We start from the raw sequence: 12638 nt of genomic DNA, 5'->3' as shown, positions 1-12638 counted from the left end.
GGCTGAAAATCCTACTCGAAGCGCACCCTGTACAGCTCATCCCAGAGCTTGCCGGTGATCCAGAACTCGTCGGTGCCCGGGATATGGGCGATTCCGTTGAGTACGGCATTGGGATCCGCAGAAGGGACATGATTGAGGTTCGCGGTGTCAATCACCGCGGTGACCACGCCGGACGCGGGGTCGATGCGCAGGATATCCTCGCTCATCCAGACATTGGCATAGACCACACCATCGACGCACTCGAGTTCGTTGAGGTTATCCACCGGCGAGCCGTCGAGGGTGACCTCGGTGCGCGGGCCGCGCTCCTCAAAAGTCTGTGGGTCCAGGTGTCGCAGCATCGCGGAGCCATCGGACATGATGAGTTCGGAACCCGCGTTGCACAGGCCCCAGCCCTCGCCGTCGTAATGAGCGCGCTGTAGTTCTTTAAAGGTGGTGGAGTCCCGCAGGAAGGCAGTGCCGGCTTTCCACGTCAGCTGCCAGATACCGACATCGGTCTGCGTGATGCCCTCGCCGAAGAAGGAGTCCTCGAGAGCGACTTCCTCCGACGGGGTCGCTGCGCCCGGGGTTAGGCGCATCAATCGGGACTTGCCGTTGAGCCCAGTGCCGATGAGCAGGTGACCGTCACGGTCGACCTCGAGGCCTTGGGTAAAGGTGTCCGGTGGCAGGGGCGCGGTGTCCAGGACGGTGACGCCGAGGCGCTCTGGGGAGCGTGCGCTTGGCGACGTCCCATCGCTGCCCGCCGCTGTCGTCGTAGATGAGGATGCGTGCTCGTCTGCAGCTTGGGAGGAACAGGAGGCCAGCGGTGCGAGCAGCACGGCGGCGGATAAAGCTGTGGCGAGCGCGCGGGAGGCGCGGGGGAAGTGCGGGAAAGCCATGACTGTCATTGTGCATGATACTCGGGCGTGTGATTAATAATGGGAGGGTGACTCGCAAGAAAAAGATGCATTCCCCGCTTCTCGATTCGACGGCTGTCGACCTGGCGCGCCGAGCCGTGGAGGAGGTAGGTGAGGGGGACGTCGGTAAGCACCGCGGCGTTGCCGGTGTGGGCCGCAACGTGGCCACCCACCGTTTTGAGGCCCACGTTCCGGGATATCCGGGATGGGAGTGGCATGCCGTCGTCGCCTGCGCCGAAGGATCGCGCACGCCGACCGTGAACGAGGTTGCACTCGTCCCCGGCGGCCAAGCTCTCCAAGCCCCGGAGTGGGTGCCCTATTCCGAGCGCCTGCGCCCGGGGGACTTGGGTCCGGGTGACCTCATGCCGCCGGCGCCTGACGATGACAGGCTGGATGATGGGAAACTCTCCGAGGCTGGCCTCAAGGAGGCCAAGGAGCGCTGGCGCACGAAGTACGGGCCGAATACGGAGATGGCGGCGCAGGCCCAACTGCAGTGCAAAACCTGTGCGTTCTACCTCGAACTGCTGCCCAATTTCGGCGTCTGTGCCAATGAATACTCGGCGGATGGAAAAGTGGTGCACGCCACCTACGGGTGCGGCGCGCATTCCGGCACGACCGTCCGTGAAGAGGGATCGGAGCAGGAAAGGCCCTTCGACGATGAGAGGCCTATCTATTAAAGAGTGTGGTTTTCTTCCCGCGCGCAGCAGCGATGCCGCGTGCGGGTTTTGCGTTTTAGTGCCCCAATGGAGCACCCTTAGCAGGTAAAACTTCATTTCTCTAGATAGAAGGGGCGCTCTCTTACGATGAACGCAGCTATCGATCGCTATTTCAAAATCACCGAACGCGGATCCACCATTGGAACCGAAGTCCGCGCCGGCGTGGTCTCGTTCTTCGCGATGGCCTACATCATTCTCCTCAACCCTCTCATCCTGGGTACCTCCGCTGACTCGGCCGGAACCACCCTCGGAATCCCACAAGTCGCCGCCGCAACCGCCTTGGTGGCCGGTGTCATGACCATCGCCTTCGGCGTGATCGCCCGCTACCCGTTCGCCATGGCCGCGGGCCTGGGCATGAACACCTTCGTGGCCGTGACCATGGTCTCCCTCAACGGCCTGGAATGGCGCGAGGCCATGGGCCTGGTTGTCATTGAAGGTTTCATCATCGTCCTGCTGGCCATCTCCGGTTTCCGCCAGGCCGTCTTCGACGCCATCCCCGCCTCCATGAAGGCCGCGATGGGCGTGGGTATCGGTATGTTCATTGCCCTCATTGGTTTCGTGGACGGGCACTTCGTCACCCGCGTCCCGGATGCCGCGATGACCACCGTCCCGGTGAGTCTGGGTGTGAACGGCTCTATTGCTACGTGGCCGGCCTTCGTCTTTGTTGTGGGGCTTATCCTCTCCGCCTTCTTCGTCATCCGCCAGGTTCGCGGTGGCCTGTTCATCGGCATCGTCATCACCACCATCATCGCCATGATCATTCAGGCCTTTACCGACTCCGAGGATTGGGGTATGGCCACCCCGGAAGTGCCTAGCTCCCTGGGCGGTCTGCCGGACCTGTCGATTGTGGGCCAGGTGGATCCGATTAGCGCCTTCACCAAGCTGGGTGTGGTCTCCACCGTGCTGCTGATTTTCACGCTGCTGCTCACCAACTTCTTCGACGCCATGGGCACCATGAACGGCCTGGGCAAGCAGGCCAACCTTGTGGACGAGAAGGGCAACCTTCCGGAGATGAAGACGGCCCTGGTGGTGGAAGGCTTTGGTGCCGTTGCTGGTGGTGCCGGTTCGGTGTCCTCCAACACCGTGTTCGCGGACTCGGCGGCTGGTATCGGTGACGGTGCCCGCACCGGCTTTGCCAACGTTGTGACCGGCGTGATCTTCTTGCTGGCCATGTTCCTCACCCCGCTCTACGAGATCGTGCCGATCGAGGCAGCAGCCCCCGTCCTCGTCATCGTCGGTGTGATGATGGCAGCCCAGCTTAAGGACATCGAGTGGAACCGCATGGAGGAGGCCATCCCGGCCTTCCTCACCATCGTGGTCATGCCATTCACCTACTCCATCGCTAACGGTATTGGCGTGGGATTCATCGCTTATGCACTGATGGCCACCTTTGCTGGTAAGGCCAAGAAGGTGCACTGGATCATGTGGCTCGTGGCGGCCCTCTTCGTGGTTTACTTCGCTATGGAACCCATTAGCTCGCTGTTGGCATAGCCCGGCTAAGGGGAGCAGCTGGCCCTGCGCCTAGACTAGGGCCCATGCGTTTTGTCATCGATGACCCCACAGACCCTCGCCTGGACGATATCCGCGATCTCAAGCATGCGGATAAGTCCGGCGAGGGTTTCGTCTTTGGTGAGGGCCCACTGTGCGTCGAGCGCTTGCTGGCCTCCCGCTTTCCGGTGCGCTGCATCATCGGCTTTGAGGCGAAGCTCGACACCTTCCTGGCGAACCACGATGTCGGGGATATCCCCGTCTACCAAGTAACCCGCCAGACTTTGGGGGAAGTCACGGGCTTCGATATGCACCGCGGGCTGGTTGCTGCGGCCGACCGCGCGGAAGCTTGGACCGTGGACGAGGTCCTCGAAGGTGCTCGCACCCTGGCCATCATGGAAGGCGTGGGGGATCACGAGAACATCGGCTCGCTCTTCCGCAATGCTGCGGGCATGGATGTTGACGGCATATTGCTCGGCTCAGGCGCAGCAGATCCGCTCTACCGGCGCTCGGTGCGCGTGTCCATGGGGCACGTTCTGCGCTTGCCCTGGGCGCGTTTCGACGGCGGTTTTACCACCTGGCAGCGCGGGTTGGAGAAGCTGCGCGAGGAGGGCTTTCGGCTGGTGTCGCTGACCCCGCATCCGGATGCCGTGCACATTGCTGATGCGTTAGAGGGCGCGGACAAGGTAGCGCTGTTGGTCGGTGCGGAGGGGCCAGGTTTGACCGAGCACGCCATGCGCGCTACCGACGTGCGCGCCCGCATTCCTATGGCAGAGGGCACGGATTCCCTTAATGTGGCGACGTCGGCGGCCATCGCCTTCTACGAGCGCCAGCGCTCCCAGAGGTTCCGCGAGGTCGATACCGCGTAGCGCCGCACCAAGCCGCCGAGGTGCTTGGCCGTGCGGATGATCTCCTCACCGGTGGATTCCGGCTCGAGGTCGTACTCTTCGTAGTCGTCATAGTCATTGAGCCCCAGCTTCGACACTGAGGTGGTGGCTACCTCGGCCACGCTGCGGCGCGGCAGGGGAGTATCGACCTTGGGCTCGGGGCGCCCGTCGGTGGCATAGCCTACGACGTCCACGTCAGGGCCGTCCGCGCCGACCTCGATGCCCAACCAGAATTCCTGGGCCGCCTCGGTGATGTTGAGTGGCTCAAAGGGAAGGGAAATCCCACCCACCGGCTCATCCATCTCCCCGGCCCAGAAAGGGGCCTCGAAGGTTTCGGGCAGACCATGGTCCTCGTAGAGGTTAAAACGCGTCCCGCACAGCGACCGGCGCAGGCGGCTGCCCGTCCAGTGGGCGAACCCGGCATAGCCGGTCTCCGGATTGGAGGCGAAGGCGTAGATTTCCGTGGCAGGCACGGCCTCGCGCAAGGTGCGGGACAGCTGGGAGAGAGTCAGCTGATCATCGTGGATGATGGTTTGCACCACGGTCACACCGGGATAGCCGCCCACATAGAACTCGCTCGCGCCGGGCTCGGCGGAACGGTTGAGGGGGAATTGCCCGATGGGAGTCACCGGCAGTGCGGGATTGAGCTGAGCGAGGAACTTGCGGCCGAAGCCGCGGTCGGCCTTGGGCTCGCCGCGGAGGACCTCGGCGGGGTCGGCGGCGGTGACGTACCAGAGAGTGAGAACGGCGCTTTGTGTATCCACGGCAGGCTACTCGCGGGGGCGCTTAGTGGAGGAACGAACGCCGAGCAACACATCCTCCCAGTGAGGGGTGACGGCCTTGCGGCGGCGCTTGGTGGGCTTAGGTTCCGGATCCGGGTTTTGGAGGAAGTCCTCGTCCACCCCGGTGTCCTTCTCGTCCGTCTGCTGTGTGGCCTCCTCGTTAGAAGAGTCCGTGACCGCATCGGCTGCACTCTCGGCGGGGTGCTCCCCACCGTGCGGGGAGGGAAGAACGGAAGGCTCGGCGTATGCACCGGCGTCTGCCTCGTTAGCGGCGTCATCGCCGCCGGTGTAGGAGGACAGCTCCGTCACGCCAGGGGTGCCGGCGCGTGCGGCTTCGTTGACCTCGCGGCCCTCAGCGTACTCCCGCCCGTCGATGGCTTCGTCGTAGCGTTCGCCGCGGCCCACGGAGGTCAGCGACCGCACCGGCTGCACGAAGTCCGGGTCGGTGAGGTCTGCGGCCACAGAGTTGCGTGCCTCCACCGTGGCCGGGGAGGACATGGTCTGCTTAAAGGTCCACTCCGCCTCGTTGGCGGACAGCCCAGTCTTCCACGTGATGCGCAAGATCCACGGCTCGCCTTGGTGGCGGTAGGCATCCCACGTCGCCTCCGACAGGGAGTGTCCGCGCGCGGCAAAGGCGGTGGCGAGGATCTCCCACAGGGTGAGCTTGGCTGGGCCATCCTCGCGGATCGGGTGGGCCTGCTTGGCGACGTCCGCGATGCGCGCCCGCTCCAGCAGCACCGGGTGCGCGAAAGGTTCGATGCGAGATTCTGGAACCTCGAGCTCCTCGGCGATCTCCGCAGCGGAAGCACCGGCACGAATGCGGGCCTGAATCTCATTGGGGCGTAGGCGGATTTCTTGTGCCTGCGGTGCGGGCTGGCTCTGCGGGGAAGAAGGCGAGCCACCAGAGGTAGGCATAACGGTGCGCAGCCCGGTGGAATGGTCTTGCTGTGCGGAGACGGCGGAGGAGCCGCTTGCCTCCTCGCCGGTGCCTTCTGCGTCCTGCTCAGCGCCCTCGTTCTCGGAAGTGGGCTCAGCGGAATCGGCGGGAGCGAGAAGCTCGCGAAGCTCGTCGGTGACCTCGAGGAAGAACTCCTCACCATCCTCGGCCCGGAGGACGAGCGAGGTGTCAGTTGAGTCGCTGGGTGCGAGGAAAATCTCGCGCATGGTGGGCGCTCCTTAGCCTGGTAGCGGACATGTGATGAAGTCCACTTTACCCAGAACATGCCCCGAACTCTGGCAAGAGCGCGGGGCATGTTGTATGCCGCAACAAATGGCTGCAATAAATGGTGTTGTGCGGCGTACCAAGTTAGTAGAGAGGGCTAACGGTTATCCAGAACGTAATCGATAGCCTTGGTGAGCCTGGTGACATCCGCGGAGTCGATTGCTGGGAACAGGCCCACGCGCAGCTGGTTGCGGCCGAGCTTGCGGTAAGGCTCGACGTCGAGAATGCCGTTGGCGCGCAGCGTAGCGGCCACTGCGGCGGCGTCGACAGAGTCCTCGAAATCGATGGTGCCGACCACCAGGGAGCGCTCGGAAGGCTCGGCCACGAAGGGGGTTGCCTCCGGGCGGGACTCGGCCCAGTCGTACAGGATGGAGGAGTTCTCCGTGGTGCGCTTGACCATGCCGTCGAGACCGCCGTTGGCGTTCATCCACTTCACCTGGTCCTCCAGCATGAGCAGCGTGGCTACAGCCGGGGTGTTATAGGTCTGGTTCTTGCGGGAGTTGTCCACTGCAGTCTGCAGGTTCAGGAAGGCTGGGATGAAGCGATCGGAGGAGTTGAGCTTCTCGATGCGTTCCAGGGCTGCCGGGGACATAGCAGCCAGCCACAGGCCGCCGTCGGAGGCAAAGCACTTCTGGGGTGAGAAGTAGTAGACGTCAGCATCGGACATGTTGACCGGCAGGCCGCCGGCGCCCGAGGTGGCGTCGATGACGACGAGCTGCTCTGCGTTATCGGGGTTGGGGCGGGTGACCGGAACCATAGCACCGGCGGTGGTTTCGTTGTGGGCCCATGCGATGATGTCGGCGCCCTCGGCGTCGGCAGCCTTCGGGTCTGGGGCGGTGCCAGCCTCGGCTTCGGTGACGAGCGGGGCGTCGAGCCACGGGGCGGCGGATGCGGCTTTAGCAAATTTAGAGGAGAATTCGCCGAAGCTTAGGTGCGCTGATTTCTTTTCGATGAGACCGAAGGTTGCGGCGTCCCAGAAGGCGGTAGCGCCGCCGAGGGAGAGGACAATTTCATAGCCCTCTGGCAGCGCGAACAACTCGGAGAGCCCCTCACGGATGGAGCCGACGAGATTCTTGATGGCTGGCTTGCGGTGCGAAGTTCCAATGATGGTGTCGGCACCGGCGGTGATTGCCTCAATTTGGGCGGGACGGACCTTGGATGGCCCGCAGCCGAAGCGGCCGTCGGTAGGGAGGAGATCTGCTGGCAGGACGAGTTCTGAGTTGCTCATGTGGGCAGTGTAGCCTAGTTTCGTTCGCGCACTAGATACTTTGCCAGGATTGCCAATGTTGGCAGAGTCACAAGTTTTGCTAAAGTGTGAAGAGGTTTAGTCTTGTTGCGCCGGCCTTGGCCGGCGTTGAACATTGAGGAAAGGAAAACACGTGGCATCTGAAAGCAACAAGGTTGTACTGCAGTACCCCGGCGGCGAGTACGAGATGGACATTAAGCAGTCCACGGAGGGTGACTCCGGCTTCGATATCGGCAAGCTCCGTAACGAGACCGGCCTCGTCACCTTTGACCCAGGCTATGCAGCTACTGGTTCCACCGAGTCCAAGATCACCTTTATTAACGGTGAGGAAGGCATCCTCCGTCACCGCGGCTACGACATCGCGGATCTCGCTGAGAACGCCACCTTTAACGAGGTGTCCTACCTGTTGATTAAGGGACACCTGCCTAATGAGGACGAGCTGTCGAAGTTCAACACTGATATCCGTCACCACACCCTGCTGGATGAGGATTTTAAGGCCGCCTTCAATATCTTCCCGCGCGACGCGCACCCGATGGCCGTTCTTGCCTCTTCCGTTAACATTCTCTCCGCTTACTACCAGGATCAGCTCAACCCGCTGGATGAGAAGCAGCTGGATAAGGCAACCGTCCGCCTGCTGGCTAAGGTGCCGATGCTGGCCGCTTACGCTTACCGTGCATCCCAGGGCAAGCCCTACATGTACCCGGATAACAAGCTGAACGCGCGCGAGAACTTCCTGCGCATGATGTTCGGTTACCCGACTGAGGAGTATGAGGTCGACCCGATCGTGGCCAAGGCTCTGGATAAGCTCCTTATCCTGCACGCTGACCACGAACAGAACTGCTCCACCTCCACCGTCCGCATGATCGGCTCCGCTCAGGCCAACCTGTTCGTTGCCATCGCCGGTGGTATCAACGCCCTGTCCGGCCCGCTGCACGGTGGTGCTAACCAGGCCGTTCTGGAGATGCTTGAGGATATCCAGAACAACCACGACGGTGACGCCACCGACTTCATGAATCGCGTGAAGAACAAGGAAAAGGGCGTTCGCCTCATGGGCTTCGGCCACCGCGTGTACAAGAACTACGACCCGCGCGCGGCAATCGTCAAGGACACCGCACACGAGATCATCGATCACCTCGGTGGCGATCCGATGCTGGACCTGGCTATGAAGCTCGAGGAAATCGCGCTGAACGACGACTACTTTGTCCAGCGCAAGCTCTACCCGAACGTCGACTTCTACACCGGCCTGATCTACCGCGCCATGGGCTTCCCGACGGACTTCTTCACCGTCCTCTTCGCCATCGGCCGCCTGCCGGGCTGGATTGCTCAGTACCGTGAGCAGCTTGAGCTCAACACCAAGATCAACCGCCCGCGCCAGATCTACACCGGCGAGACCCTGCGCAAGGTCACCCCGCGCAGCGAGCGCTAAACAATAGCCCATACGCTGCATTTCTAGGGCCGAGCCCCACATCTCCCCTTATACTGGGGAGTGTTGTGGCTCGGCCCACGTGTATGCGGCCAGCAAAGAAGAAAACAGTCCAAGGAGGATAATCCCCAATGGAAAAGCCCGTAATTGAGCCGGCAACGGAGCCTGCTCCCCAGGACCTTGTCATCGAAGACATCGTGGTGGGTGACGGCGCCGAAGCCCAGCCGGGCGGCTTCGTTGAGGTCCACTACGTAGGTGTCGACTATGAGACGAACCAGGAGTTCGACTCTTCGTGGGGCCGCGGTCAGTCGATTGAGTTCCCGCTGACCGGCCTCATCGCCGGCTGGCAAGAGGGCATCCCGGGCATGAAGGTGGGCGGCCGTCGCAAGCTGGTCATCCCGCCGGAGAAGGCCTATGGCCCCGCCGGTGGTGCACACCCGCTGTCCGGCCGCACGTTGACCTTCGTCATCGACCTCATTCGTGCCTAAATCCAAAGCCTAAAGGGATAGAAGGGATTGCCTCTTTCCTTTGGGCTGTCGACGCCCTGACCGCCTTGAGCGCCGCGCTTTGTGCGCGGTCGGTCGGGGCTTTCGCGCGTTAAGGGCTGTCCGTGCGAGCGGTGATGCCAGAATCTTCCTCCACAGCGCGCGGGAGTGCGGCACAATGGAAGTCATGAGTGTCCCACAAACCACGTTCAATGATGACCGCGAGATGCCCCTGCTGGGGCTTGGAACCTACAAGCTGCGCGGGGAGGATCTCGTCCGCTCCGTGCGTGAAGCAATCGAGCTGGGCTACCGCCACTTCGACACCGCTACCCTCTACGAGAACGAAGAAGAGCTGGGCCAGGCGTTGCATGACGCCATGAAGGCTGGCGACGTCACCCGCGACGAGCTGTTTATTACCAGCAAGGTGTGGCACGATCACCACGGTAAAGACAAGGTGGGCCAGGCCTTCCGTACCTCCCTGGACAAGCTGCAGCTGGATTACCTCGACCTCTACCTCATCCATTGGCCCTGGCCGCAGGGTGGGCTGTACGTGGAGACCTTCGAGGAGATTGCCCGCATGCAGGGCATGGGGCAGATCGCGTCGATTGGCGTGGCTAATTTCTACGAGGAGACCCTGCAGACTCTGATCGATGAGACAGGTATCGTTCCGGTCCTCAACCAGGTGGAGTTGCACCCGGGCTTCACGCAGCCGGAGCTGCGTCAGTTCCACGATAACCACGGCATCGTGACGGAGGCCTGGTCCCCGTTGGCGCGCGGTGTGATCCTCAACAACCCAGAGGTTATCGCCGTCGCTGAGAAGCACGACATCACCCCGGGCCAGGCTGTGCTGGCGTACCTGTTGAGTAAGGGCATTTCCGTCATCCCGAAGTCCAGCCGCCGAGAGCGCCTGGCGGAGAACTTCGCGGCCGCCGAAGTGGAGCTTGCACCAGAGGATGTTGCCGCACTAGATACGCTCGACGGTCAGGAAGGTTTCGGCCGCATGTTTAAGGATCCGCGCGAGTTTCCTGGTGCTTAAATAGCCGGGCACAGTCCCAGCGCGAGCGATAGAACCCGCCTTTCACGCTTTGGTTCTCCTTCATCATATTTTTCTTATTCCTTATAAATAGGGGAGTGGAGGAGCGAGGAAGGTGGGTTTTGTTGTGCCTTCTGGCAATGGGCATGCAAGGGGGTTGAGGGGGCGCTGTGGGATACCGCAAGGGCGTGAAGATCTGCACAATGGCTGCGAAGTTTCGCTTTGCTAAATTAGATTCACTGTTTGGAGTTTCCTGTGGGGGTGTTGGCAATGCGATAGAAATCCCATGTCATCGCGGGGGTAGGGGGTAATAAAAGTGTGCGTTATTAACTTTTCTTGGCAGGATTTACAACCTTGCAAGAGAGGTTAGGTAACTTACTGGGCAAGGCAAAACGTGACTGAAGACACTGTAGTTAGTCTCTCACCGCGGTTTGTGGAGAAAAGATTCCCTTGTAAGGAGAGCGACATGACTGACGCACCTGCTTCGATTGACTCGCGCCGCGAACCGACGCCGCAAGAGTTCGTCGAGATGCGCGATAGCTCGCAGTTTGCGAAGCTGCGCGGCACATACCGCAAGTTCACCTTCCCCATGACTGTGGCGTTCTTTCTGTGGTACGTCCTCTACGTGCTGGCCGCAGTTTTTGCGCCGGACTTCATGGCCATCGAGCTTGGCGGCGGTTGGAACGTCGGCCTTATCTTCGGCTTGGCTCAGTTCCTGACCACCTTCATCATTACGTACATCTACGTCAATTACGCCAACAAGAACATCGAGCCGCAGGCGGCGGCTATTCGCCAGGAACTGGAGGGCTAAACCATGCAGACCATTACCTTGGCCCAAGCGGAATCCTCCGCCGGCAATCCGATTTTGAACATTGCGGTCTTCGCCGCTTTCCTTATCGTCACCATGTACGTGGTGCTGCGTGCCGGTAAGTCCACCAAGGAAGCCTCTGACTTCTACACCGGTGGTGGTAGCTTCTCCGGCCGCCAGAACGGCCTAGCTATTTCCGGTGACTACCTGTCCGCCGCGTCCTTCTTGGGCATCGTCGGTGCTGTCGCCCTCAACGGCTACGATGGCTTCCTTTACTCGGTCGGCTTCTTCGTTGCTTGGCTCGTCGCCCTGATGCTCGTCGCGGAGCCGATGCGTAACGTCGGCCGCTTCACCATGGCCGACGTGCTGTCCTTCCGTCTCAAGCAGCGCCCAGTGCGCGTGGCGGCCGCGATTTCGACCCTGTTCGTGTCGCTGTTCTACCTCATCGCCCAGATGGCCGGTGCCGGCTCCCTGGTTGCCGTGCTGCTGAACATTCACGAGTTTAAGTGGCAGGCCGTTGTTGTCGGCATCGTGGGCATCCTCATGATTGTCTACGTCCTCGTCGGCGGCATGAAGGGTACGACTTACGTGCAGATGATCAAGGCCGTGCTTCTGGTCACCGGCGTGGTCATCATGTGCATCCTCACCTTCGTCATGCTGAAGGGTGGCTTCAGCACGCTCTTTACCCAGGCAATTGACATGCACGCTAGCTCCGCTGCTATCAAGGAAAGCGGCTACGAGGCTACCCAGATTATGGAGCCAGGTCTGAAGTACGGCAAGAACCTCACCACCAAGCTTGACTTCATCTCTCTGGGTATTGCCCTCGTGCTGGGTGTTGGTGGCCTGCCGCACGTGCTCATGCGCTTTTACACGGTGCCGACCGCGACCGAGGCTCGCCGCTCCGTTACCTGGGCCATCGTCATCATCGGTGCTTTCTACCTCATGACCCTGGTGCTGGGCTACGGCGCTGCCGCCCTCGTTGGCCCGGACCGCATCCTCGCCGCACCGGGTGGTGCCAACGCAGCAGCACCGCTGCTCGCCCTCGAAATCGGTGGCTCCATCTTCATGGCGGTCATCTCCGCCGTGGCCTTCGCTACCGTGCTGGCCGTTGTTGCTGGCCTGGCCATTACCGCCTCTGCTTCCATTGCGCACGACGTCTACCACTCCGTGATTCGCAACGGTGAGTCCACTGAAGCTGAGCAGGTTCGCGTCTCCCAGATCACCGTGGTCGTCCTGGGCATCGTCTCCATCATCCTGGGCATTCTGGCCATGACCCAGAACGTTGCCTTCCTGGTCTCCCTGGCCTTTGCTGTGGCTGCCTCCGCCAACCTGCCGACCATCCTGTACTCCCTGTACTGGCGTCGATTCAACACCGCAGGTGCCGTGGCGTCGATGTACACCGGCGTTATTTCCTGCCTGGTGCTCATCTTCCTGTCCCCGGCGGTCTCCGGTACCCCGACCTCGATGTTCCCGAACGCCGACTGGTCCATCTTCCCGCTGTCCTCTCCGGGCCTCGTGACCATTCCGCTGGCCTTCTTCGCCGGTTGGATCGTGTCCATCATGACCCCGCCGGACAACCTGGAAGAGCTGTCCGCCGAGATGGAGGTTCGCTCCCTGACCGGTGTGGGCGTGGAGGCTCCGGTGGACCACTAAGC

Annotated in this window: 12 protein-coding genes; 8 read left to right on the top strand and 4 right to left on the bottom strand. The window is 61.7% G+C overall.

The window, feature by feature from the left end:
- Positions 1 to 11 precede the first annotated feature (11 nt).
- Positions 12 to 884 (bottom strand): glutaminyl-peptide cyclotransferase, encoded by an 873-nt coding sequence (locus HWX44_RS11035; RefSeq protein ID WP_175974657.1) that lies wholly within the window; start codon positions 882 to 884, stop codon positions 12 to 14.
- 56 nt (positions 885 to 940) lie between these two features.
- Between HWX44_RS11035 and HWX44_RS11030 the strand changes: the two genes are divergently transcribed.
- The 3 genes from HWX44_RS11030 (at position 941) to HWX44_RS11020 (ending at position 3966) form a co-directional block, all read left to right on the top strand.
- Entirely contained in the window at positions 941 to 1570 is a 630-nt protein-coding gene (locus HWX44_RS11030; protein ID WP_175974729.1) for a DUF3027 domain-containing protein, read from the top strand.
- A 126-nt stretch (positions 1571 to 1696) separates the two neighbouring features.
- Positions 1697 to 3100: an NCS2 family permease gene (locus HWX44_RS11025; RefSeq protein ID WP_175974654.1), complete on the top strand. Its 1404-nt coding sequence runs from the start codon at positions 1697 to 1699 to the stop codon at positions 3098 to 3100.
- Positions 3101 to 3144: 44 nt separating this feature from the next.
- Positions 3145 to 3966 carry a TrmH family RNA methyltransferase gene (locus tag HWX44_RS11020; protein ID WP_175974653.1) on the top strand — a complete coding sequence of 274 codons (822 nt, stop codon included), beginning with the start codon at positions 3145 to 3147 and terminating at the stop codon, positions 3964 to 3966.
- Here the strand turns inward: HWX44_RS11020 and HWX44_RS11015 are convergent.
- From HWX44_RS11015 to serC, 3 genes are all read right to left on the bottom strand, one after another.
- Positions 3918 to 4748: a DUF6928 family protein gene (locus HWX44_RS11015; RefSeq protein WP_175974651.1), complete on the bottom strand. Its 831-nt coding sequence runs from the start codon at positions 4746 to 4748 to the stop codon at positions 3918 to 3920. The genes HWX44_RS11020 and HWX44_RS11015 overlap by 49 nt on opposite strands.
- 6 nt (positions 4749 to 4754) lie before the next feature.
- Positions 4755 to 5930, bottom strand: a complete 1176-nt coding sequence (gene sepH / locus HWX44_RS11010) for a septation protein SepH (protein WP_175974649.1) — start codon at positions 5928 to 5930, stop codon at positions 4755 to 4757.
- Between the two features lie 155 nt (positions 5931 to 6085).
- Positions 6086 to 7216, bottom strand: a complete 1131-nt coding sequence (serC, locus tag HWX44_RS11005; RefSeq protein ID WP_175974647.1) for a phosphoserine transaminase — start codon at positions 7214 to 7216, stop codon at positions 6086 to 6088.
- Between the two features lie 151 nt (positions 7217 to 7367).
- Here serC and HWX44_RS11000 point away from each other — a divergent pair, with 151 nt between their 5' ends.
- The 5 genes from HWX44_RS11000 to HWX44_RS10980 all read left to right on the top strand — a co-directional run bounded on the left by HWX44_RS11000 (position 7368) and on the right by HWX44_RS10980 (position 12636).
- The gene (locus HWX44_RS11000) at positions 7368 to 8660 is read left to right on the top strand and encodes a citrate synthase (RefSeq protein WP_175974646.1); all 1293 of its coding nucleotides are present in this window, start codon (positions 7368 to 7370) and stop codon (positions 8658 to 8660) included.
- 128 nt (positions 8661 to 8788) lie between these two features.
- A complete protein-coding gene (locus HWX44_RS10995; RefSeq protein WP_010187736.1) occupies positions 8789 to 9145 on the top strand; it encodes an FKBP-type peptidyl-prolyl cis-trans isomerase in 357 nt (118 codons plus the stop codon).
- Positions 9146 to 9320: 175 nt separating this feature from the next.
- Entirely contained in the window at positions 9321 to 10178 is an 858-nt protein-coding gene (locus HWX44_RS10990; RefSeq protein ID WP_175974644.1) for an aldo/keto reductase, read from the top strand.
- A gap of 463 nt (positions 10179 to 10641) precedes the next feature.
- Positions 10642 to 10986 (top strand): DUF485 domain-containing protein, encoded by a 345-nt coding sequence (locus HWX44_RS10985; RefSeq protein ID WP_046647301.1) that lies wholly within the window; start codon positions 10642 to 10644, stop codon positions 10984 to 10986.
- A gap of 3 nt (positions 10987 to 10989) precedes the next feature.
- A complete protein-coding gene (locus tag HWX44_RS10980; protein WP_175974642.1) occupies positions 10990 to 12636 on the top strand; it encodes a solute symporter family protein in 1647 nt (548 codons plus the stop codon).
- Positions 12637 to 12638: the final 2 nt, after the last annotated feature.

It is taken from the genome of Corynebacterium sp. Marseille-Q2823 (genome assembly GCF_903645345.1).
GTDB lineage: Bacteria > Actinomycetota > Actinomycetes > Mycobacteriales > Mycobacteriaceae > Corynebacterium > Corynebacterium hiratae.
Note: the sequence above shows the minus strand (reverse complement) of the source record. Positions and strands in the feature narration are given on the sequence as shown.